Origin of the sequence: Subtercola sp. RTI3 (assembly GCF_035018625.1) — a bacterium.
GTDB classification, from domain to species: domain Bacteria; phylum Actinomycetota; class Actinomycetes; order Actinomycetales; family Microbacteriaceae; genus Subtercola; species Subtercola vilae.
The window spans coordinates 19,687-41,632 of the sequence record NZ_JASJXO010000026.1 but is presented as its reverse complement, the minus strand read 5'-3'; the positions used below and the strand labels follow the sequence as shown (position 1 = coordinate 41,632).

Below are 21,946 nucleotides of genomic sequence, written 5' to 3'. Positions count from 1 at the left end.
GTCGTGTCTGCAGAATTCTCCGTTCCCACCGTCGACATCGGGCCCTACGTGACCGCTGGCAGTACCGCCGAGCGCGCGCAGGTCGCCGCTGCCCTCGACGCCGCCTGTCGCGAGGTGGGCTTCATCCAGATCGTGGGCCATGGAGTAGACCCGGCCGTCATCGCCGGCCTCGCAGGCGCAATGGACGACTTCTTCGCCCTGACGCTGGCCGAGAAGAAGCAGTACGTGCTGCCGCCCTCGAAGAATCGCGGCTACAGCCCGCCCAAAAGCGAGTCGCTGAGCTACAGCATCGGCGTCGACTCGGTCACCCGTATGAACGACTTCTTCGAAGCGTTCAACGTGGGCGCTTCAGCAGCCGACTACCCGGGCGCAGGGCTCTCGACCGACGATTATGCCGAAAACGTCTGGCCCGAGGTCGCAGGGTACGAGACACGCGTCTCGACGTACTACGACGAGGCCTCACGGGTGGCCCAGACGCTCATCCGCATCTTCGAAGACGCTCTGAAGGTCGAACCCGGCTACCTCGAGGCGCTCACCGACCACTCCATCGACGTCATGCGCATGAACAACTACGCGCTGCCCGAGGGCGAGATCGAACTCGGTGCCGAACTCACCGGCATGGGTGAGCACACCGACTTCGGAATCGTCACCGTGCTCTGGGCCGACCAGGTCGACGGTCTGCAGGTTCTCGACAGCGACGGCCAGTGGCACGACGTGAGCCCCGCCGACGACGCGTTTCTCATCAACCTCGGCGACGTGGCTGCCCGCCTCACGAACGACCAGTGGGCATCCACCCTGCACCGCGTGAAGCCACCGATCGTCAACGGCACCATCAAACGGCGCCGGTCTGCGGCCTTCTTCCACGACGGCAACGCCGACGCGATCGTCGGGCCGCTGCCCCACTTCGTACCCGAGGGCGAAGAACCGCACTACGAGCCCGTCACAGTGAAAGAGCACATCGTCGCGAAGCTGAGCGGCTCACGGGCGGGCAAAAAGAACGTGGGTGGCCTGCGCGAGGCCGCGCGCCTGAACGCCGCCGCCCAGTGACGCCGGCGGCGCCGCCCTTGGTGATTCTCATCCACGGGGCGTGGGCCGGAAGCTGGGTCTGGCAGTCGACGGCGGCGTGTCTCGAAGCCGCCGGCTTCCGGGTTGTCGCCATCGACCTGCCCGGTGTCGGCTCCCACCCGGGCCACGCCTCGCTGGCGAGCCTCGAGAGCCACGTCACGGCCGTCACCGACGTCATAGCAGGCTCTCGCGGAGTGTATCTCGTGGCGCACTCGGGAGGCGGTGTGATTGCAACAGCCGTGGCTGAGGCGTTGCCACGGCAGATCTCCGGCATCGTCTACGTGGCCGGCATCATGCTGCCCTCTGGCATGAGCTTCGGCGAGCTGTGCGCCGAAATCGAGAACACGTCGCCCGACGCGAACGGCATCATGCCCTACCTCGAGCTCGCCTCGGGCAGCACCAGCGTTCCACCCGAGGCGGGGGTCGCGGTCTTCTTCAACCAGGCCCCCACCGCCGACGCCATCGGCGCATCACGCCAGTTGGGCCCGTGGCCGGATGCCGTACTCTCGCCGGTCGTCACGTGGACGCCCGACGGATTCGGTTCGGTGCCCCGGCTCTACCTCGAGGCGGAGTTCGACCGGTCGATTCCACTCGCGATGCAGCGCCACATGCAGCAGCGCACGCCCGGCGCCGCCCGAATCACCCTGGCGAGCGATCACGCGCCTCAGCTCTCGCAGCCCGACGAGCTTCTCGCGGGCATCCGGAGCCTGGTGCGGCTCGCCACCGAATCAGCCGAGGTACTCGCGAACTGACTGCGGCTCGCGCCCGATGAGCGACGCCATGAGAGGGTCGGTGCCGGCGAAGAAACCGCCGGCAGAAGCCTCGTACATGCCGAGGAGGAACCGGGTCATGAACTCTGGCTTACCTGCCTCGAGCTGGTTGCTCAGCCACTGCTCTGAGTCGAGGAGTTCGAACCTCACCGTCTGCTGAACCACGTCTGACGCGATGCCGGCGATCTCTTCGAAGGTCGGCGCCTGGCTCGCGGTGAGCGTCACCGGGCCGTCGAACCGGCCGTCAGACAGCAGGATCGCGGCGGCGGCCTCCGCGGCGTCAGCGCGCGAGGTCCACGACACCGGGCCGTCGGCCGGCACCGAGATGACACCGGTCTCCTGCCAGGGACCCAGCAGCCACTGCAGGCTGTGCATGTAGAAGCCGTTGCGAAGCGATGTCCACTTCAGCCCCGATGCGGTGAGAATCTGCTCGGTCGCGGCATGGTCGCGGCCGGGCCCGAACGGCGTCTCTGCGGATGCGCCCTGGTGGCTTGTGTAGAGCACCCGGCCCACACCCGCGGTCACCGCGGCATCGATCGCGGTGCGGTGAAGCGCGACCGCATCGGCTGTGGGGTCGCTCGACGACACCAGCAGCAACTGATCGGCTCCGGCGAAGGCGGCCGGCAACGAGGCGGGCTCTGCGTAGTCGCCGTAGCGCACGATGACTCCGCGATTGGCGAAGGGCTGTGCCTTCGCGGTGTCGCGCGCCACAACCACGATCTCCGCGGCGGGTACCTGCTCGAGCAGGTGGGTGAGTGTTTCGCCGTTCAGAGCGCCGGTTGCGCCGGTAATCACAATCATCAGTCAGACCTCCAGTGTTTCCGATGGAACTACATCAGTAGTACCAACGATAACACAGCGCTAACGAGAACACGTTATCGTTGATTCATGACCGACCAGATCGACACCCGCAGCAGCACTCGCGAACGCATCATCGAGGTGGCCGCACTTCTGCTGCGCGACCAGGGCCAGGCAGCCGTGACCACGCGCGGGGTCGCCGAACGAGCCGGAGTGCAGGCACCGACCATTTACCGTCTCTTCGGCGACAAAGACGGCCTGCTCGATGCCGTGGCCGAGCAGGTCATGACCGATTTCGCATCGACAAAAACCCAGGCCGTGGCCTCAGCCGTGTCCGAGAACGTCGACCCCGTCGCCGACCTGCGCTCGGGCTGGAACATGACCATCGAGTTCGGCATCGCCAATCCGGCCCTGTTCGTACTCCTCAGCGACCCGGCCCGGGGGCAGCAGTCGGCCGCCGCGAAGGCGGGCACGCAACTGCTCGCCGACCGAGTGCACCGCGTGGCCCTGCAGGGGCAGCTGCGGGTCTCCGAAGAGCGAGCGGTCGAACTCATCCACGCCGCAGGAACGGGAGCGGTGCTCGTAACGCTTGCCAAACCGCTCACGGAACGCGATCGCAGCCTCGCCGACACGATGTTCGACGCCGTGCTCGAGCAGATCGTGACGCAGCAGTCGGCCTCCCCCGAGGCTCCGGCGGGCGACATGATCTCCCACGCCGTCGCTCTGCGCGCGCACGCCGGCCAGGCGAGCACCCTCACCCCTGGTGAGCAGTCGCTGCTCACAGAGTGGCTCGACCGCATTGTCGAGGGCGAATACGGGGCCGCGACGGCCTCTTGAACCCCCACCACCCTCTAACTGGGGGTGTTGGCTGGCCATTCTCGGCGTGGGCGCTGTCTCGCTCGTCGCGATGGCGCTCAGCCGATGAGGAGGCGGTCATGTCGATCTGCGCCGTCTCAGACTCTCGTCGATCTGGCCTGACGCTGAGAACAACGACATAAGGGCCGACGGCGGGACTTGAACCCGCAACCCCCGCTTTACAAGAGCGGTGCGCTACCAATTGCGCCACGTCGGCAGATCGAACATCTCATTGTAACCGGATGCCACACGTCACACGTGCGTGCGGCATCCGGGGCCGACATGATGTTCGGGTGAGGCCCCTACGAGCTGGGCGTCGGGGTGGGGGTGGCCGTTGATGACGACTGGCCGGAGACCTGCAGAACGAAGTTCGCGAAGGCGTTGGCGTCGGTCAGCGAACCCTGGTACTGCTGGCCGTCGACGAGCACGGTGGGGGTACCGGTGACCTTGGCGACGGTGGAGCCGGGCAGCGGCTCGGTTGTCGCCCGGGTGGTGGAGGTCGCTACCCAGCCCTTGAAGTCTTGGTTCTGGATGCAGGAGTTGATCTGGTCGGTCGAGCCCACCCCCGCCGAGGCCGCTATGGACTGCAACTGAGAGTCGGGCAGGCCTGACGTGTTCTCAGCCGGCTGGTTCTGGAAGAGAGCCGCGCTGAAGTCGAAGAAGTTGTTGGGCGAGTAGTTCGCGACACAGGCCGCCGCGTTGGCAGCGCGGGTGGAGTACTTCGTGCCGAGCGACGAGCGGTCGAGCAGGGAGAGCGGATGCACCTCATACGTTGCGGCACCGCTGGCGACCCACTTGCCGATCTGCGCGACGTTCGTGGTCTCGAACTGGCCGCAGTAGGGGCACATGTAGTCGATGTACACGCGGATGTCGAGAACGCCGGTGGGGTTCGCAGCGCTGGGCGTGGGCTGCTGGTCGGCGGCCAGGGCCGGAGTGGTCTCTGCCACGTTGCCCGTGGTGATCTTGAGGCCGTCGCTGGCCATGTTGAGGGGGCCGGGGCCGGCGGGCTTCGCTGAGCTGGCGACGATGAGCACGACGCTCACCACGATGGCAATGAGTACGACGCCGAGGCCGGAGAAGAGAACGACGCGGTTGCGAACCTCTTTCTTGTGCTGCTGCTCACGCAGCTGCTTGGCCTTCTCGCGAGCGGCTTCTCGTCGCTGGTTCTTGCTCTGGCGGCTGTCTTCGGGTCGGCCGTTGGTCATACGTGAATGCTCCGGTGCTCAGTGAGGTGAGTGAGATGACAAGGTAATGGCCCTGAACCGCTCGGGTGCGGTCGGGCATCCAACGATAGTAGTGAACCCGGCTGAGAATGCGCCATACTGGGAGACGGGCCACCAATGGTGCTGACCCGAATCCATCACAACGGATCGTCCGGCACGTACCTGCCGGTGAAGGAGTAGTAGAGAATAATGGCGTCTGTCACTTTTGATCACGCAAGCCGTCTGTACCCGGGCTCGACCCGGCCAGCGGTAGACCAGCTCAACCTCGAGACCGCCGACGGCGAGTTCCTCGTTCTCGTCGGGCCCTCCGGTTGCGGCAAGTCGACCTCGTTGCGCATGCTCGCCGGCCTCGAAGAGGTCAACTCGGGAAACATCTTCATCGGTGAGCGCAACGTCACCGACGTTCCCCCGAAAGACCGCGACATCGCAATGGTCTTTCAGAACTACGCGCTGTACCCGCACATGACGGTTGCCGAGAACATGGGCTTCGCGCTCAAGATCGCCGGCATCAACAAAGACGAGCGCGCCAGCCGCGTTCTCGAAGCCGCCAAGCTGCTCGACCTCGAGCCTTACCTCGGCCGCAAGCCCAAGGCCCTCTCGGGTGGCCAGCGTCAGCGCGTCGCAATGGGTCGTGCCATCGTGCGCCAGCCCCAGGTCTTCCTGATGGATGAGCCGCTGTCGAACCTCGACGCCAAGCTCCGCGTTCAGACCCGCACCCAGATCGCGTCGCTCGTTCGCCGCCTGGGCGTCACCACGGTCTACGTCACACACGACCAGACCGAGGCGCTCACCATGGGTGACCGTATCGCCGTGCTGAAAGACGGTCTTCTTCAGCAGGTCGGTACCCCGCGCGACCTGTACGAGAAGCCCGCCAACATCTTCGTCGCCGGCTTCATCGGCAGCCCGGCCATGAATCTGTTCGTGGCCGAGGTTGTCGACGGCGGTGTGCAGTTCGGCACCTCGGTCATCCCGGTCGAGCGCGAACTGCTCTCCTCTGTCAATGCGAAGACGGTCACCATTGGCGTTCGCCCCGAAGACATCGTCGTGTCGAGCGCGTTCGGTGAAGGCCTGCCGGTCGACATCGACCTGATCGAAGAGCTCGGCGCCGACGGCTACCTGTACGGCCACGCCGACATCAGCGGCAAGCGCACCGACCTCGTCACCCGCGTCGACGGCCGCGTTCACCCGAACGCCGGCGAGAAGGTCTACCTGACCGCGAAGCCCGGCCACTTGCACCTGTTCAACAACGAGAGCGGCGAGCGCATCGGCAACAAGCCGGTCGTCACGGCCTGATCCACCACCTGACGGCGTTCTGCGCTGCCGGAGTATCATCGTCGGGCCTGCCCGCCTGGAACGCACAGGCTGGCAGGCCCGATTCACTTTATGAGGGGCATCCATGAGCGGCTCACTGAACATCACTTCGGCAACGGTCGACCCGGCGCTGCTCGACCTTCCCTGGCAGCTGCCGCTCGACGAGTGGCCGGTGGAGAACATCGCCCTGCTGCCCAAGGGCATCTCGCGCCACCTCGTTCGTTTCGCGCACCTCAGCGCCCACGTGATCGCCATCAAAGAAACCACCGATGAGATGGCCAAGCGCGAGTACGCCATGCTGCGCACCCTGCAGGGCCTCGACATTCCGTGCGTCGACCCGCTGGCCGTCATCACGAACCGCTCCGACGTGAACGACACTCCCCTCAACTCGGTGCTGGTCACCCGGCACCTGAAGTTCTCTCTGCCCTATCGCGCCCTGTTCTCGCAGACGCTACGGCCCGACACGGCGACCAGGCTGGTGGATGCCCTGGCCGTGCTGCTCGTACGCCTGCACATCATCGGGTTCTTCTGGGGCGATGTCTCGCTCTCGAACACCCTCTTCCGCCGTGATGCGGGCGCTTTCGCGGCCTACCTTGTCGACGCGGAGACGGGCCAGCTCTATACCGGCGGCCTCTCTAACGGGCAGCGCGAGAACGACCTCGAGATCGCCCGCGTGAACATCGCCGGCGAGCTCATGGATCTCGAGGCCGGTGGTCGCGTGGCCGACGAGCTCGACCCCATTCGCATCAGCGACGGCATCGTGGCCGCCTACCGCTCACTCTGGAAGGAGCTGACCGGCTCCGAATCGTTCTCCTCGTCTGAGCGCTGGCGCATCAACGAGCGTGTCGACCGCCTGAACGACCTCGGTTTCGACATCGAAGAGCTCGCCATCAAGACAGACGACTCGGGCACCACCGTGCGCATCCAGCCGAAAGTGGTCGACGCCGGGCACCACCAGCGCCGCCTGCTGCGCCTCACCGGGCTCGACACGGGCGAGAACCAGGCCCGTCGACTGCTCAACGACCTCGATTCGTACACGGCGAAGTTCGGCCGCAAAGACTACGACGAAGAGATGCTCGCCCACGAATGGCTCGCGAAGGTCTTCGAGCCGGTCATGCGCTCGATTCCGCGCGACCTCAAAGGCAAGCTCGAGCCGGCCGAAGTCTTTCATCAACTGCTCGAGCATCGCTGGTTCATGAGCCAGCAGGAGAATCGCGACATTCCGTTGAGCGAAGCGCTGAATGCCTACATCAACGACATTCTGCGCCACCGCCGCGACGAAGCCACCGTCATGGGCCCGCCCACCGGCGTGATCACGCTGCCCATCGCGGTGCAGTCGGGCGCGGTCTCTGACGACGACGACGAGTCAACCGAAGAGGCGCCCACCGAGCCTGTGCCCGATTGGCGCCTCACGGTCTGACCGCTGGTGCGTTACTTGCCGCCGAGGGTGCGGATGCGCGAGATCTCGTAGAGCGTCACGCTCGCCGCGATACCGGCGTTCAGCGACTCGGTCGCCGCACTGATCGGAATCGACACGATGGCGTCGCAGGTCTCGGTGACCAGGCGCGACAAGCCTTTGCCCTCGCTGCCCACCACTATGACGATGGGGCCCCTGGCGAAGTCGAGGTCGGCCAGCTGGGTGTCTCCCCCGCCGTCGAGCCCGATGACGAACGCACCCTTGGCCTTCAACGCCTTCAGCGTCGAGGTGAGGTTGGGTGCCATGGCGACGGGCGTGCGTGCGGCAGCACCGGCCGACGTCTTCCATGCCGAGGCCGTGAGGCCCACCGAACGCCGCTGCGGAACAATGACGCCCTGGCCACCGAATGCTGCGGTCGACCGGATGATCGCCCCCAGGTTTCTCGGGTCAGTGATGCCGTCGAGCGCCACCAGCAGCGGCACTTCGCCGCGCCCGGTCACCTCGTCGAACAGGTCTGTAGGGTGGGCGTACTCGTACGGCGGCACCTTCAGCAGCACGCCCTGGTGCACAGCGTCGAAACCGGCCAGACGGTCGAGTTCGGGGCGCATCACCTCGAGAATCGGAATGCCCCGGCCCGTGGCGAGCTGCAGCAGCTCTTTCACGCGCTCGTCGTACTCGATTCGCGCAGCGATATAGAGCGCGGTAGCGGGAATGCGCGCGCGCAGCGCCTCGACGACCGAGTTACGGCCGGTGACGACCTCGCTCTCCTCGTTGCCACGCTGGGCGCGGCGCTGCTGGCGCGCGGGCTCTTGCGGCGCACCCGTGCGAGCAGCGGGGCCGCCCCGGGGCGCTGGGCCGCGACCGGCGATGCGCGGCTGGGCCGCGACGGGCTTGCCCTTGCCGCCAGCGGCAGCGTAACGCTCTTTGGCCGCCTTCGCCTTGCCTGCGGGATGGTACGGGCGGTCTTCGGCCTTGGGCGTGGGCTTCTTGCCCTCGAGTGCCTGGCGGCCCTGGCCGCCAGAGCCGACCTGGGGGCCCCTGCTCGTACGCCGAACGGCGCCGGGGCGCCCCGGCTTCTTTGCGCTACTAGCCATCAAAACTCCAATGTGCACCCGTTGAGGTGTCTTCTATCGTGATTCCTGCCTGGCCGAGTTCGTCGCGGATGCGGTCGGCGGTGGCAAAATCTCGGGCTTTTCGTGCGGTTTCACGGTCTTCGAGCAGTCGGTCGACAAGGCTCGACAGCGCCTGGCCCGTCGAGCTCTGGTCGGCGCTGGCCCACTGCGGGTCGAGCGGGTTGATACCCAGCACGCTGGTCATGGCGATGACCTGGCCGAGCAGGCGTGCTGCCTCGGCGAAGTCTTCGGAGTCGAGGGCGGCATTGCCCGTGCGAACGGCCTCGTGCAGAACGCCGAGTGCCTGCGGAACGCTGAGGTCGTCATCCATCGCCTCCCGAAAATCGTCGGGCACGAGTTCGACGGTCGACGAGGCGAAGCGGGTGCCTTCGAGCCGGCGAACCGCACGCTCGAGAAAGCCTTCAATGCGGGAGAGGGCGGCTTCGGCCTCGGCCAGTGCCCCGTCGTGAAACTCGAGTGTCGATCGGTAGTGCGCCGCACCCAGGTAGTACCTGATGACGAGTGGCCGCGCCTGGCTGAGCAATTCGGCAGCAAACACCGAGTTGCCGAGCGATTTGCTCATCTTCTGGCCCGCGACAGACACCAGCCCGTTGTGCAGCCAGTAGTTGGCAAACGGGTCGCCAGCCGCGTGCGACTGCGCAAGCTCGTTCTCGTGGTGCGGAAAGCGCAGGTCGAGGCCTCCGCCGTGGATGTCGAACTGGGCGCCGAGGTATTTGGTCGACATGGCAGAGCACTCGATGTGCCAGCCGGGGCGACCGCGGCCCCACGGGCTCGACCATGACGCCGACGCGGGTTCGCCTTCTTTGTGCCCCTTCCACAGCGCGAAATCACGAACGTCACGCTTCGCGCGCGGTTCGGAGTCGGTGGCGGGCGCCATGTCGGCGAGCTTCTGGTGCGTGAGGGCGCCGTACTGCGGCCAGGAGGGGGTGTCGAAGTACACGTCACCGGTACCGTCTGGCGCGGCGTAGGCGTAGCCGTTGTCAATGAGACGCCCGATGATCTCGATCATCTCGGGGATGCTCGCGGTGGCACGCGGTTCGTACGTGGGCGCCATGACGCCGATGGCGTTGTACGCCGCCGTGAACTCGAGCTCGGTACGGTAGGCCAGGGACCACCAGTTCTCACCCGAACTCGCCGCGTTCAAGAGGATCTTGTCGTCGATGTCGGTCACGTTACGCACGAACGTCACGTCATACCCGGTATAGCTGAACCAGCGCCTCAGCTGGTCGTACGCAAGGGCCGAACGCAGGTGCCCGATATGGGGCGACGACTGCACTGTGGGGCCGCACACGTAGACGCCAATGCGGCCGGGAACGAGGGGCACGAACGGCACCAGGTTGCGGAGCTTGGAGTCATAGAGGCGTAGAGTCACTGCCCTAGTTTAGAAGGGATAGATGAGCGCTGTTGCAATTACGACGACGCCCTCTGTTCTGCCGGTGAAACCGAGGCCGTCTGTGGTGGTCGCCGACACGGTGACCGGTGCCGCCAGCAACCCCGTCAGAAGCGCCTCCGCCTCCGGTCGGCGGGCGCCGAACCGCGGGCGGTTGCCCACAATTTGAACCGAGACATTGCCGACGCGCCAGCCGGCGGCCTCGACGAGGCCTACCGTGTGCGCGAGAAAAACATCACCGTGGGCCCCTTCGAACCTCGGGTCAGCCGTGCCGAAAACGCTGCCGAGGTCTCCCAGCCCCGAGGCCGACAGCAGAGCGTCGCAGATGGCGTGCGCCACGGCGTCGCCGTCACTGTGCCCAGCGAGGGGCCGCTCTCCGGGCCATTCGAGGCCGGCGAGCCAGAGCGGATGCGTGGCCTCCTCCCCCTCGTCCGCAAAGGCATGCGCATCGATGCCCACCCCGGTTCGTGGCGGCACAGGCCGCGCGGCAGCGGCAACGAACGCCGACTCAATGACCTGCTCGGCCCGGCGCAGATCCCACGCGGTGGTGATCTTGAACGCCAGGGCATCACCGTGGATGACGGCAACGGCGAAGCCGGCCTCCGCCACGAGCGCCGCATCGTCGGTGAAGTCGTCAGACGCAGCAGCGTAGGCCTGCTCGAGCTGGGCGCGCGGAAAACCCTGGGGCGTCTGCACTGCGGCCAGCTCCGAGCGGTCGACCGTGGCCACCGCCAGGCCGAAGCCATCGGTGCGCTTGATCGTGTCGCTCACGGGGAGGCCGGGAATCGCACCGTACCCCGATTGACGCACGGCATCGATGACGGCCTCGAACTGCGCCACCGGGGTGAGGGCCCGGGCGGCGTCGTGAACGAGCACCGTCTGAACAGAGGGCAGGAGAACGGCGAGGCCAGCGTTCACCGACTGCTGGCGGCTCTCACCGCCCGCGACCACGGTGACGTAGGGGGCTGCCGCACCGGCGACATCCTGAGCCGTCGACAGGGCCTCGTCGAGGCGGTCTTCGGGAACGACGACGATGACCTGTGCCTCGTCGTCGAGCGCGAACAGAGCATCGAGCGAGCGGGAGAGAATGCTGCGCCCGCCGAGAGAGACGAATGCTTTCGGCTGACCGAGCCCGAGGCGCGTGCCACTGCCGGCGGCCACGACGATGACCGCAACGGTGGGGTTCACGTTACGAGGCCAGAACACCTTACGAGGCCAGAACCTCGTCGAGTACCAACGAGGCTTCGGTTTCGTCGGTCTTCTCGGCGAGCGCGAGTTCGGAGACGAGAATCTGGCGTGCCTTGGCGAGCATGCTCTTCTCCCCCGCCGACAGACCGCGGTCGTTGTCTCTGCGCCACAGGTCGCGAACGACCTCGCTCACCTTCATGACATCTCCGGAGGCGAGCTTCTCGGTGTTGGCCTTGAATCGCCTCGACCAATTGGTGGGCTCTTCGGTGAAGGGGGCACGCAGCACGTCGAACACCTGGTGCACACCCTCTTCGCCGATGACGTCGCGAACGCCGACCATGTCGACATTGTCTGCGGGAACCTCGATGACGAGGTCGCCCTGGGTGACCCGTAGCTTGAGGTACACCTTCTCGACGCCCTTGATGACGCGAGTCTTCACCTCGGTGATCTGGGCCGCGCCGTGGTGCGGATAAACGACGGTTTCGCCAACCTCAAAAAGCATGCAGAGACACCCTTTCAACATGCTCAGTTTACCACAGCACCCTTTGGCAAGCCCCGCTGCGCGTGCCCGGGCGAGCGCTGCCAGTAGGCTAAACTCGCACCTGTAACGGTCATTCTGGAGGGTTTTGTGAGAGCACGGTACGCGGCATCCATTCTTGTGGCCGCACTGATCGGGGTCAGCGCCTCGGGGTGCGCCTTCATCACTCCGCAGTCGACCATCAGCATCAAAGAGGCCGCCGACGGCGTCGAGGGCAACGTCAGCCCCGACCTCGCAATTCGCAACGCCACTCTGATCAGCGACGACAACAAGACCGGCAGTCTCATCGCGTCGTTCGTCAACACGAGCTCGTCACCCATCACGGTGAACATGCAGTACACCGACTCCTCAGGCGTTCTGAGCACCGAGACGCAGTATGTCGAAGGCAGCAGCACGTCGACCGTGGGTGGCACGACCGACGTCAAGGTGGTCTTCACCGGTCTCGACGTGAAAGCAGGAGCGCTCTTCCCCGTTTTCTTCCAGTACGGCACCCAGACCGGCGTGAAGCTGCTGGTGCCCGTACTCACGAGCGACTGGCCCCAGTTCACCGGGCTCGCTCCTACCGTGGCGCCGACAGCGACCGCGCTTCCCACGCCGTCAGCATCAGCGACGGTCGCACCGCAGACCGCGACTCCCGCCCCCGCAGCGACGCCCGCGCAGTAGCAAACGCTCGCGCAACAGCAACAGCAGCCGGCCCGCGCAGTAGCACGGCAGTCCCGCGCCGCAGCAGCACCGTCCCGCTGGGCAGCGCCGGGTCGGCACCGCCCAGCGGCCTACGCCTCGAAGCGGTAGCCGAGCCCTCGCACCGTCACGAGCAGCACCGGCTCTGACGGCGCCTTCTCGATCTTCGACCGGATGCGCTTGATGTGCACGTCGAGCGTCTTGGTGTCGCCGAAGTAGTCAGACCCCCATACACGGTCGATCAGCTGGCCGCGCGTCAGAACACGACCGGCGTTGCGCAGCAGCAGTTCGAGCAGCTCGAACTCCTTCAGTGGCATGGGAGTGTCGAGGCCGTTCACCTCGACGGTGTGCCGCTCGACATCCATTCGCACCGAACCTGCCTCGAGCACGGGCTCAGCAATGTCGTTCGCCTCGGTCTGCCGGCGGAGCACGGCACGCATGCGGGCCAACAGCTCGCGCGACGAGTACGGCTTGGTGACGTAGTCGTCGGCGCCCAGTTCGAGCCCCACCACGATGTCGACTTCGGAGTCTTTGGCGGTGACCATGATGATGGGCACCTGCGAGCGTGTGCGAATCTCTCGGCACACCTCGGTGCCAGACAGGCCCGGAATCATCAGGTCGAGCAGAATGAGGTCGACCCCGCCACGATCGAACTCCGCGACAGCGCTGGGGCCGTCTTCGGCGAGCGTCACGGTGTAGCCCTCGCGGCGCAGCAGGTATGCGAGCGGCTCGCTGAGCGCCGCCTCGTCTTCGACGAGCAGAATCTGGGTCACCGTTGTTCTCCTAACGAGGCTGTCGCAGCGTGAGACGCTTCGGGCAGCCGAATGGTGAAGGTCGAGCCGTGTGACGGCTGCGACCAGACGCGGAGGTCTCCGCCGTGGTTCTCGATCACGTGTTTGACAATGCTGAGGCCGAGGCCCGTACCGCCGGTGTTGCGCGAGCGCGCCTGGTCGACGCGAAAGAAGCGCTCGAAGACGCGGCCGAGGTCTTCTTCGGCGATGCCGACACCCTGGTCGGTCACCGCAATCTCGACGATACCCTCGGTCAGGTGCACGCCCACGCCGATGCGGGTTCCCTCTGCCGAATACTGAACGGCGTTGGCGATGAGGTTGTGCAGGGCGAGAATCAGCAGCCCCTCGTCGCCGTAGACCTCGGCGCCCGGGTCGCCGCCTGAGACGATGGTGACCCGCCGGGCACTCACCTGCACATGGTTCTGGTCGATGGCCGCGGCGACGATGTGGTCGACGGCGACCCGCTCTGCGCCGGTCAGAACATCGGCGGCCTGTAGACGCGAGAGCTCGATGATCTCGCGGGTGATGCGGCCCAGTCGCACGGCTTCGGTCTCCATGCGCCTGGCAAACTTTCGCACCTGTTCTGGGTCGTCGGCGGCCGGCTCGAGCGCTTCGGCGAGCAGACTGATGGCACCGATCGGTGTCTTCAGCTCGTGGCTGATGTTCGCGATGAAGTCGCGCCGAACCTCTTCGAGCCGGTGGGCCTCGGTTCGGTCGTCGGCCAGCAGCAGCAGATACCGCGTGCCGAGCCGGGCCACCCGCACCGAGAGGTGAATGGTGGCCTCGCCGAATGGGCCCCTGGCAAGGCTGAGGTCGCGCGCCACCGGTTCGCCGGTGCGGCGTACCGAATCGACCATGTCGACGAGTTCGGGATGCACGAGGCCGTGGTTCCACACCAGCCCGAACGCCAGCGCGGCCGGCGATACCTTCACCACGTTGTTCGACGCATCGAGCACGACCCCGGCCGAATCGATGGCGTCGATCACCTGGTCGACCCCGTCGGGAACCGAAGGGTCGATGATGGTGGCCGCATGATCGCCCCGCCGCGAAGCGGCAAACAGAACGAACACGAAACCGGAGCCCACTGCGAGGCCGAGTGCCACAGACAGCAGCACCAACGAGCCTGAATCCATAGCGACTACACTAATGACTCCCCCGACACTTGGGCTCGCCGCTGCCCGGCCGAGCCCAGCCGGTCGCGGGAAGTTAACGTGTTCTGCACCTGCTGTTAACCTCAACGAGGCAGGGTTGGGCAAAAGCACCAGAGAGGGTTTCACACACATGCGCGAGGTATTCCAGCAGGAACTGCGTGAGGTGCAAGAGCGGTTGGTCGAGATCAGCCGTCTTGTCGTCATCGCCATCACGAACGCGACCACAGCGTTCAACGAGTCGAACGTCGCCCTGGCCGAGAAGGTCATCGCCGAAGACCCGAAGATCGACGCTCTCGCCTCAGACCTCGACGAACTCGCCATCAGCATCATGGCGCTGCAGCAGCCGGTCGCCCGCGACCTGCGCATCGTCGTGAGCGCCCTGCGTATGAGCGCGTCGCTCGAACGCATGGGTGACATCGCCGAGCACATCGCGCAGCTCGCCCGTTACCGGTACCCCGAGAAGGTGGCGCAAGATCGCCTGCTCGGCGTATTCGAAGAGATGGGCAGCCTCGATGTGATCGTGGCCGAGAAGCTGAGCCGCCTCATCGAGACCGAAGACCTCAGCTTGGCCGACGAGATCCGCGACGTCGACGACCGTATCGACGAGTTGCACGTCAGCGTGTTCGAGACGGTGCTCAGCGAGACGTGGGCGGGAACATCCGTCAACACCGTCGACGTGACTCTCGCTTCGCGCTACCACGAGCGCTTCGCCGACCACGCGGTCAGCATCGCCAAGAAGGTCAAGTACCTCGCCACGGGTGAGTGGACGGGCGCAGGGGTTCGCTGAAGCGATCGCATCGCGATCGCGCGCCCCTGCGGCGACGGAGCTGTGATCCGTCGTGTGAGAGCAGGAGCAACTCTCGCCTTCGCCCCACAATCTGAAAGCCCCGCGCCTCTGACACAGAGACGCGGGGCTTTTTCATCAGTTACTACTTCTTACCCTGCGCCGCCACCGCAGCAGCCCCCGCGGCCGCAGCCTCGGGGTCGAGGTACGCGGCGGGCTTCGTGGGCACGAAGTTTTCGTCGAGCGTGTACACGAGCGGGATGCCCGTGGGAATGTTCAGCTCGGCGATGTCGTCGTCTGAGATGCCGTCGAGGTGCTTGACCAGCGCGCGCAGCGAGTTACCGTGGGCCGTGACCAGAACGGTCTTGCCCGCGGCCAGGTCGACCGTGATGTCGCTGAACCAGTACGGCAGCATGCGATCGACCACGTCTTTGAGGCACTCGGTGCGCGGTACCGCATCACCGAGGTCGGCGTAGCGCGGGTCGCCCAGCTGCGAATACTGGTCATCGTCGGCGATGGGGGGCGGCGGCACGTCGTACGAGCGGCGCCAGGTCTGAAACTGCTCGGGGCCGTACTCCGCCAGCGTCTGCGCCTTGTCTTTGCCCTGCAGTGCGCCGTAGTGACGCTCGTTGAGCCGCCACGAGCGCTTCACATCGATCCACAGCCGATCGGCGACGGTGAGCGCATAGTTCGCGGTCTCGATGGCGCGAACCAGGCGCGAGGTGTACAGCACGTCGGGCGCGAGACCCGACTCGGCCAACAGCTCGCCAGCGCGCTTCGCCTCGCCCACGCCCTGCTCGCTCAGGCCCACATCGACCCAGCCGGTGAACAGGTTCTTCTGGTTCCAGTCGCTGTTGCCGTGGCGCAGCAGAATCAAGGTGTAGGGCTCAGTCATGGAATTAGTCTAGAACCATGCCCATCGGCCAGATCACGCGCGGAACCACCAACACGAACAGGCTGCGCCGCGTCGACCGCCACATCGCCACGCTCGCGGCTCTGCGCACCGCCGTCGACCCCGTGGTCGTCGATCTGGGGTTCGGGGCGAGCGGCGTCACGGCGTTCGAACTGCACCAGCGACTGGCCCGGGTTCGGCCCGACGTGGCGGTCGTCGGCCTCGAGATCTCACCCGAGCGTGTCGAGACGGCCCGGCGTCAGCTGGCCGAGGTTCGCGCGGGCGCAACCTCGTTCGGCGCAGATGCCCGGGTGACGTTCGCGCGGGGCGGGTTCGAGACACCGCTCGCCGAGCACGACGCAGCCACGGTCATCCGGGCCTTCAACGTTCTGCGGCAATACGACGAGACCGAGGTTCTCGCGGCCTGGAAGCTCATGACCGGCCGTCTTCAACCCGGCGGCACGCTCATCGAGGGCACTTGCGACGAGATCGGCCGGGTGTCGAGCTGGGTCGCGGTGACGGCCGACGGGCCGCAGACGCTCACCATCTCGCTGCGCCTCGCCGACCTCGAGCGCCCCTCGATCGTGGCGGAGAGGCTGCCGAAGATACTGATTCACCGCAACGTTGCGGGTGAACCGGTGCACGCCCTTCTCACTGAGCTCGACCGAGTGTGGCAGCACAGCGCACCGCTCTCGGTGTACGGCCCGCGGCAGCGCTGGGTTGGTGCCGTGCGGGCCCTGGCGGGTTGCGGATGGCCGGTGCTCGGCCCCGCCGCACGCTGGCGCCTGGGCGAACTCACGCTGCCCTGGTCGCACGTGGCACCGCTCGGGTTCGACTGGCACTAACGTCGGCGCCCTACGCCCCGAGCACGGGCAGCGCCGCGCGCGCCTCGTCGGCCGTGAGACCGGTGGCTGTCAGCAGGTCCATGACGAGCGGGCGCAACTCCATCACCACCGACCCTTCGATGACCGAGCTGCCCGGGAAGAGCTCATCGGGGCTGAGCTTCACGGCGATGAGAATGAGGTTCTGCCGTACCAGCGGGCGAACGAGGGGGTCATCGATGCTCTGCTCGAGCAGGTTCACAGCGCCGACGAGTCGATCGAGCAGATCGGCGAATTCGGGGCGCGGCCGGCCATCGCGCATGATCACGGTGAGGCGCCGAGTGACCACCCGCAGGTCGCGAACGGCGAGGTCGAGGCCGGCCAACAGATCCCGCTGGCGGCGCAGCTCTGGGAGACGGCGGCGCAGAAAAGGCGACAGCGTTGCGATGCCGATCGCCGAATCGAGCGAGGTTCGCCACTGGTCGATCAAGGGCTGGGTGGTGCGGGCCTCGTCGAGCACCCGGCCCACCTCGTTGTCGTCGCCCCGGCGCAGTTCGACGACGAGCGACGCGACGATGCGCGAGAACGTTGCAACAACGCGTTTCGCCTCGGCCCTGGCCTCGCGACGCGCGTCTCGCGGAATCAGCGCGGTGAGCAGCAACGCGGTGGCGCCACCGACGAGCCCGTCGGCCGTGCGCGTGAACGGCCCACTGGCCACCACCGGCAGAATCGCCACCAGCGCCGACTGCGAGGCCGCAACGATGGCGAAGCCGGGCGCGGGCGAGAAGAATCGGGCGGCGACCAACGTGACGACGACGGCGAGCGCCAGCTGCGCAACGCCCTGGCCGAAGGCGAGCAGAATCACTTCACTGAGCGTTATTCCGAGCGTGACCCCGATTGCCGTCTCGAGCACCCTGAGGGGCCGGGCATCTCGCACGAAACCAAGGCTCGACAGGGTGACGGTCGCCGCGGTCACCGGCGACGGGTGCCCGAGCACGAACCGCGACACGGAATACGCCACCACCACAGCCGCTACAAGCTGCACGATGGGCCACGCCGATGCGGCCGAGCGCAGAGACCCCGACCGCGCCCACGCCCGCACGGAGGAGGTCGAGCGTTTCGTCACCACCCTATTTTCCCCCCTCCGCCGTCTCACCCGGCCCCATCGAGAAGACGCAAAGTGCTCTCAGACGGGCATGGACAGCACACGTCGAGGCCCCTCGCCTGCGGCGTGCTCAGCGGCGCTGGGCTCCGAGCCGGGGCAGCCGCGGAATGCGCCCCACGGCAGCACCGGCCTCGGGCGGAACGATGATCTCCTGGTTCGCCGCCACCCTGATCGACTCGCTCGACACCGCGAGAACGGCCTCGACGGGGGTAGTGCGCTTGACCAGCGCGAGGGCGATGGGGCCGAGCTCGAAGTGCAGTGCGCTCGACGTGATGAGACCCACCACGGTGTCGGGGGCATCCGGTGTCGTCGCGAGCACCGTCGCCGACGCAGGCACCAGCACCTCGTCGCCGGGCGCGGGCAGCACAGCGTCAGACCCGTCGAGGTGCAGCATGACCAGCCGGCGCGGCGGATGCCCGAGATTGTGCACCTTCGCCACAGTCTCTTGCCCGCGGTAACAGCCCTTGTTCAGGTGCACCGCCGAGCGGATCCAGTCGACCTCGTGCGGAATCAGCTTCTCATCGGCCTCTGTGCTGAGCCGCGGCCGCCAGGCAGCGATGCGCAGCGCTTCGGCGGCCAGCGCGCCGGCGACCTGCAGTTCGCCGCGGCGAACTGCATCGGCGAGCGCGCCGAGTGAGTCTCGCGGTACCAGAGTCTCTCGCCAGCGCCATTCGGCTCCCGGATGCTCGTCGATCTCTGCGTACTGGTGCCCCCCGGCGACGACTTCGGCCCACGGGTCGGCCCACGTCACGGCAACGCCGTTCTCCGCGGCGGCGAACTCTTCGATTCCGGCCTCGACCCCGGCGCCCGGCGCACCCTGCTCGTCGGAGCCCGGCATCCAGCCCACCGTGGCCAACTCGACCGACCGGTCGGCGATCTCGACCCGCAGCATGAAGCGCATCCGCAACAACCACGCGGTCAGCGCCTCGACCTCGCCGCCGTCGACGAGCAGCCACGCGGTGACGCCGTCGTCGAAGACGCGGATGGCGTGTTCGACGCGCCCACTCGGGTCGAGCAGAAGAGTCTCGGCCGACGAGCCCGCGGCCAGCTGCTTCAGGCTCTGGCTGGTGACGGAGTCGAGCCAGCTCAGCCGGTCGGGGCCGGTCACCGAGATGACCCCGCGGTGCGAGAGATCGACCACCGCTCCGCCGACGAGAAGACGCTGTTCACGCAGCGGGTTGCCGTAGTGCGCCGCGACCCCGAGGGTGTCACCGCTGCCGTTGACAGCGCCGGGCAGGGCGAGGAATGGGGATGCGGTCACGAGAACCTTCTCAGTCTGTTTTGGCGAGCCGTGCCGACGCATGGGTGCGCAGGTCTTGGCCGAGCGCCGCGATGTCCCACGCCCAGAGCAGGTGCCCCGCCACTAAGCCATAAATGCGAGTGGCCGCAGAATATTCCTTCGCCGAGTGCGAGCGCATCACGGCGTCGGTGGCGAGGTCGATGCGGGCGGCCTTCACCTGGCCGATGTAGAGCTCGTCGACGCCGCCCGGGTGCAGCAGCGAGACCTCGATGTCGAAGCCGTCGCCGGCATTGCGAAGACCCTCGACAGCCTCGGTGCTGGCGTACGGCCGCGGGTCGGCACCGGGCAGCATGCCAGGGCCTGGGTCGCCGTCGACTGCGGGGCGGCTGAGCCGCCAGTAGCCCATCTCGGTGACCAGCGGCGTGGTCTTCTCGTCGAGCAGCCAGCTGTACGAGCTGTAGTTCAGGTAGGGCAGACCGTCGTGGCTGAAACTCACACGCTGGCCGAACTCATACGTCTTCTTCTCGTCGCCGACGGTGTAGTCGATGACACCGGTTCCCTCCCACACGCCGAGGAGCCAGGAAAGTGGAACGATCTCGGGCGGCAGCCCAGAGGGGATTTCAATCACCACGAGGAGATGTCGGTTGCAGCAGCGGTTAGCGCTGGCCGCGGAACAGCCTCAGGATGACCACAATCGACGTGAAGGCGATGCCGACCCCCGCAAGACCGAGGAGCCCGAGGTAGAAGAGTTCAAGAGGCACGTATGACATGCGTCAATTCTAGGCGAATGTGAAGGGCACAAGCACGAGCGTCGTCACAGCGAGTATGACGAAGGAGCCGGCGATGCTCGCTGCGACCCGATCGACGAAGCCCTCCGGCCGTGTCAACGCCAGCTGCGCGATGAGCGTGACGACGGTGGCCGAACCGAGCGCCACCGGCAGGTAGAGCAGGTACTCGCTGGGCGCCGACGCAACGGCGATGAGAACAGCTCCCACCGCAGTGAGCAGCCAGATGGGCACGACCGTCTTCAGCAGCAGCATGTTCACCTGCCCATTCTGCCCGATGCGGCGAGTACCGAGGTCAAACCGCTAGGATTGTGGAAGGTAACTTCTGGAGGATCTCTGTGGCGCAGTTGTTGATCCTGACCTCTGCGGTCGACAAAGAGGTACTTCCTGCGCTCTCTCTGTTGAGTCACCGCACCCGTCAGATTCCCGCAGAGGCATCACAGCTGGTGAACACCCCCAACTGCGATCTCATCTTCATCGACGCGCGGCGCGACCTCGCCAGCGCTCGTTCGCTCTGCAAGATTCTGAAGACCACGGGTATCGGCGTGCCCATTGTGCTCATCCTCACCGAGGGCGGGCTCACCGCCGTCAGCGCCGAGTGGGGCGCGGCCGATGTGGTGCTCGAGAGCGCCGGGCCCGCCGAAGTCGACACACGCATCCGTCTCGCCATCGGCCGTCAGGTTCAAGAGCAGTCGTCGTCGAAGATCCAGGCCTCTGGCGTGGTCATCGACGAAGCGAGCTATTCGGCCCGGGTGCACGGCCGCCCGCTCGACCTCACGTTCAAAGAGTTCGAACTGCTGCGCTTCTTCGCCCTCAACCCCTCACGCGTCTTCACCCGCGAGCAACTGCTCAGCGAAGTGTGGGGCTACGACTACTTCGGTGGCACCCGCACGGTCGACGTGCACGTGAGGCGCCTGCGAGCGAAACTCGGTGACCTCGAGTCGCTCATCGGCACCGTGCGAAACGTCGGCTACCGGTTCAACTTCTTCGAAGACGAGAATGACCGCCTCGCTGGGGCTCGCGGAGTTTGACCCGGAAGGCGCGGCGCACGTTGCCGCGCTGACCGCTCTGCTCTCGCGCGCCGCCCTGTCAGACGGCCAGCCGCCGTTCAACGACCAGACCCTCGCCGACGCCCGCGCCGGAACGAACTTCGTGGTTCTGGCTTTCGAGGGCGACCGCCTCGACAGCGACAGCCTGGTCGGTGCCGCGGCTGTCACCGACGACACTCTCGAGCTGGTCATCGCTCCGGATGCCCGGCGGCGCGGCCACGGTGAAGCACTCACGGCGCACATGCTCACCAGCCGCACCGGACCGCTGCTGGTTCGACTGCTCGAACCGTTCGTCGCAGCTCATCCCGCGCCCACCCTGGCCTGGGCCCACGGCGACCACCCGGGCGCCCGCGCCCTCGCCGCACGGCACGACTTCGAACCGGTACGTACCCTGCTGCAGTTGCGCATGCCGTTGACTGCCGAAATGCCGCCGACGACCGGCGTGACCCGCGTCGAAGCGTTCGTGCCGGGGCAGGACGATGAAGCGTGGGTCGAGTTGAACGCGCGGGTGTTCCACGGGCATCCGGAACAGGGCAGACTCACCGTCGACGACCTGCACGCCCGCATGGCAGACGACTGGTTCGATGCGAACGACTTTCTCGTCGCGCGCTCGCCCGACGGCGAGATGATCGGGTACAACTGGCTGAAGGTCGAACCCGGCGACACCGTCGGCGAGATCTACGTCATCGGCGTGGATGCCAGCCACTCGGGGCAGGGTCTCGGGCGTGAACTGATGCTGCGTGGGCTCTCCCATCTACTCGGCCGCGGCTGCCGCACCGCAGCCCTCTATGTAGAAGAAGACAACACCCCGGCCGTACCTCTCTACCGCTCGCTGGGGTTCACCGACCACACGATCGACGTGCAGTACCGCAGGCGTTAGCCGCCTCCCCCTCGTTCAC

General features: G+C 66.5%; 23 protein-coding genes and 1 tRNA gene. 10 read left to right on the top strand and 14 right to left on the bottom strand.

Translation table 11 applies throughout. The features are described from left to right. The first annotated feature begins 3 nt into the window (after positions 1-3). Together QN358_RS11185 and QN358_RS11180 are read left to right on the top strand one after the other, a co-directional pair. Entirely contained in the window at positions 4-1,047 is a 1,044-nt protein-coding gene (locus QN358_RS11185) for an isopenicillin N synthase family dioxygenase (RefSeq protein ID WP_323512396.1), read from the top strand. Positions 1,048-1,067: 20 nt separating this feature from the next. Further along, a complete protein-coding gene (locus QN358_RS11180; protein WP_323512403.1) occupies positions 1,068-1,817 on the top strand; it encodes an alpha/beta fold hydrolase in 750 nt (249 codons plus the stop codon). Here QN358_RS11180 and QN358_RS11175 read toward each other — a convergent pair. Further along, positions 1,794-2,636 (bottom strand): NAD(P)H-binding protein, encoded by an 843-nt coding sequence (locus QN358_RS11175; RefSeq protein ID WP_323512395.1) that lies wholly within the window; start codon positions 2,634-2,636, stop codon positions 1,794-1,796. The two genes, QN358_RS11180 and QN358_RS11175, sit on opposite strands and share 24 nt — an antisense overlap. An 87-nt stretch (positions 2,637-2,723) precedes the next feature. On the opposite strand from QN358_RS11175, the gene QN358_RS11170 reads away from it, so the two are divergent. Continuing rightward, positions 2,724-3,470 carry a TetR/AcrR family transcriptional regulator gene (locus tag QN358_RS11170; protein ID WP_323512394.1) on the top strand — a complete coding sequence of 249 codons (747 nt, stop codon included), beginning with the start codon at positions 2,724-2,726 and terminating at the stop codon, positions 3,468-3,470. 162 nt (positions 3,471-3,632) lie between these two features. Here the strand turns inward: QN358_RS11170 and QN358_RS11165 are convergent. Both QN358_RS11165 and QN358_RS11160 read right to left on the bottom strand, forming a co-directional pair. Beyond that, positions 3,633-3,705 (bottom strand) — tRNA-Thr (locus QN358_RS11165). Between the two features lie 85 nt (positions 3,706-3,790). Next, positions 3,791-4,693 (bottom strand): DsbA family protein, encoded by a 903-nt coding sequence (locus QN358_RS11160; RefSeq protein WP_136643478.1) that lies wholly within the window; start codon positions 4,691-4,693, stop codon positions 3,791-3,793. A gap of 207 nt (positions 4,694-4,900) precedes the next feature. On the opposite strand from QN358_RS11160, the gene QN358_RS11155 reads away from it, so the two are divergent. Together QN358_RS11155 and QN358_RS11150 are read left to right on the top strand one after the other, a co-directional pair. Continuing rightward, positions 4,901-6,004: an ABC transporter ATP-binding protein gene (locus QN358_RS11155; protein WP_136643477.1), complete on the top strand. Its 1,104-nt coding sequence runs from the start codon at positions 4,901-4,903 to the stop codon at positions 6,002-6,004. Positions 6,005-6,107: 103 nt separating this feature from the next. Further along, complete coding sequence (locus QN358_RS11150; RefSeq protein WP_136643476.1) at positions 6,108-7,442, top strand: DUF4032 domain-containing protein; 1,335 nt, start codon at positions 6,108-6,110, stop codon at positions 7,440-7,442. An 11-nt stretch (positions 7,443-7,453) separates the two neighbouring features. Here the strand turns inward: QN358_RS11150 and rlmB are convergent, their stop codons facing one another. From rlmB to QN358_RS11130, 4 genes are read right to left on the bottom strand one after another with little or no spacing between them, the layout of a single operon-like run. Beyond that, positions 7,454-8,533: a 23S rRNA (guanosine(2251)-2'-O)-methyltransferase RlmB gene (rlmB, locus tag QN358_RS11145; protein WP_136643475.1), complete on the bottom strand. Its 1,080-nt coding sequence runs from the start codon at positions 8,531-8,533 to the stop codon at positions 7,454-7,456. Continuing rightward, on the bottom strand, positions 8,526-9,944 hold the full coding sequence (gene cysS, locus QN358_RS11140; RefSeq protein WP_136643474.1) for a cysteine--tRNA ligase: 1,419 nt from the start codon (positions 9,942-9,944) through the stop codon (positions 8,526-8,528). The genes rlmB and cysS overlap by 8 nt, the downstream gene beginning before the upstream one ends. A 9-nt stretch (positions 9,945-9,953) precedes the next feature. Further along, the gene (gene ispD / locus QN358_RS11135; RefSeq protein WP_136643473.1) at positions 9,954-11,150 is read right to left on the bottom strand and encodes a 2-C-methyl-D-erythritol 4-phosphate cytidylyltransferase; all 1,197 of its coding nucleotides are present in this window, start codon (positions 11,148-11,150) and stop codon (positions 9,954-9,956) included. Between the two features lie 19 nt (positions 11,151-11,169). Further along, entirely contained in the window at positions 11,170-11,652 is a 483-nt protein-coding gene (locus QN358_RS11130; RefSeq protein ID WP_136643472.1) for a CarD family transcriptional regulator, read from the bottom strand. A 126-nt stretch (positions 11,653-11,778) separates the two neighbouring features. Here QN358_RS11130 and QN358_RS11125 point away from each other — a divergent pair, with 126 nt between their 5' ends. Further along, positions 11,779-12,351 (top strand): hypothetical protein, encoded by a 573-nt coding sequence (locus tag QN358_RS11125; RefSeq protein ID WP_136643471.1) that lies wholly within the window; start codon positions 11,779-11,781, stop codon positions 12,349-12,351. Between the two features lie 110 nt (positions 12,352-12,461). Here QN358_RS11125 and QN358_RS11120 read toward each other — a convergent pair whose 3' ends face one another. Together QN358_RS11120 and QN358_RS11115 are read right to left on the bottom strand one after the other, a co-directional pair. Beyond that, positions 12,462-13,142: a response regulator transcription factor gene (locus QN358_RS11120; protein WP_136643470.1), complete on the bottom strand. Its 681-nt coding sequence runs from the start codon at positions 13,140-13,142 to the stop codon at positions 12,462-12,464. Beyond that, entirely contained in the window at positions 13,139-14,293 is a 1,155-nt protein-coding gene (locus tag QN358_RS11115) for a sensor histidine kinase (protein WP_136643469.1), read from the bottom strand. The genes QN358_RS11120 and QN358_RS11115 overlap by 4 nt, the downstream gene beginning before the upstream one ends. Before the next feature lie 148 nt (positions 14,294-14,441). On the opposite strand from QN358_RS11115, the gene phoU reads away from it, so the two are divergent. Next, positions 14,442-15,098, top strand: coding sequence for a phosphate signaling complex protein PhoU (gene phoU / locus QN358_RS11110; RefSeq protein WP_136643468.1), 657 nt, complete (start codon positions 14,442-14,444; stop codon positions 15,096-15,098). Positions 15,099-15,240: 142 nt separating this feature from the next. On the opposite strand, the gene QN358_RS11105 is transcribed toward phoU, so the two are convergent. Beyond that, positions 15,241-15,990 (bottom strand): phosphoglyceromutase, encoded by a 750-nt coding sequence (locus tag QN358_RS11105; RefSeq protein ID WP_136643467.1) that lies wholly within the window; start codon positions 15,988-15,990, stop codon positions 15,241-15,243. Positions 15,991-16,007: 17 nt separating this feature from the next. On the opposite strand from QN358_RS11105, the gene QN358_RS11100 reads away from it, so the two are divergent. Continuing rightward, the gene (locus QN358_RS11100; protein WP_136643466.1) at positions 16,008-16,832 is read left to right on the top strand and encodes a class I SAM-dependent methyltransferase; all 825 of its coding nucleotides are present in this window, start codon (positions 16,008-16,010) and stop codon (positions 16,830-16,832) included. A 10-nt stretch (positions 16,833-16,842) separates the two neighbouring features. Here the strand turns inward: QN358_RS11100 and QN358_RS11095 are convergent, their stop codons facing one another. From QN358_RS11095 to QN358_RS11080, 4 genes are all read right to left on the bottom strand, one after another. After that, positions 16,843-17,934 (bottom strand): FUSC family protein, encoded by a 1,092-nt coding sequence (locus QN358_RS11095; RefSeq protein WP_136643465.1) that lies wholly within the window; start codon positions 17,932-17,934, stop codon positions 16,843-16,845. 109 nt (positions 17,935-18,043) lie between these two features. Continuing rightward, positions 18,044-19,276: a folate-binding protein gene (locus QN358_RS11090; protein ID WP_323512393.1), complete on the bottom strand. Its 1,233-nt coding sequence runs from the start codon at positions 19,274-19,276 to the stop codon at positions 18,044-18,046. Beyond that, complete coding sequence (locus tag QN358_RS11085) at positions 19,245-19,841, bottom strand: FABP family protein (RefSeq protein WP_136641875.1); 597 nt, start codon at positions 19,839-19,841, stop codon at positions 19,245-19,247. Before QN358_RS11085 ends, QN358_RS11090 begins: the two co-directional genes overlap by 32 nt. A gap of 151 nt (positions 19,842-19,992) precedes the next feature. Further along, complete coding sequence (locus QN358_RS11080; RefSeq protein ID WP_323512392.1) at positions 19,993-20,259, bottom strand: hypothetical protein; 267 nt, start codon at positions 20,257-20,259, stop codon at positions 19,993-19,995. A gap of 77 nt (positions 20,260-20,336) precedes the next feature. Between QN358_RS11080 and QN358_RS11075 the strand changes: the two genes are divergently transcribed. Continuing rightward, positions 20,337-21,029, top strand: a complete 693-nt coding sequence (locus QN358_RS11075; RefSeq protein WP_136641777.1) for a response regulator transcription factor — start codon at positions 20,337-20,339, stop codon at positions 21,027-21,029. Then, positions 20,998-21,927 (top strand): mycothiol synthase, encoded by a 930-nt coding sequence (mshD, locus tag QN358_RS11070; protein ID WP_323512391.1) that lies wholly within the window; start codon positions 20,998-21,000, stop codon positions 21,925-21,927. Before QN358_RS11075 ends, mshD begins: the two co-directional genes overlap by 32 nt. The last annotated feature ends 19 nt before the right edge of the window (positions 21,928-21,946 follow it).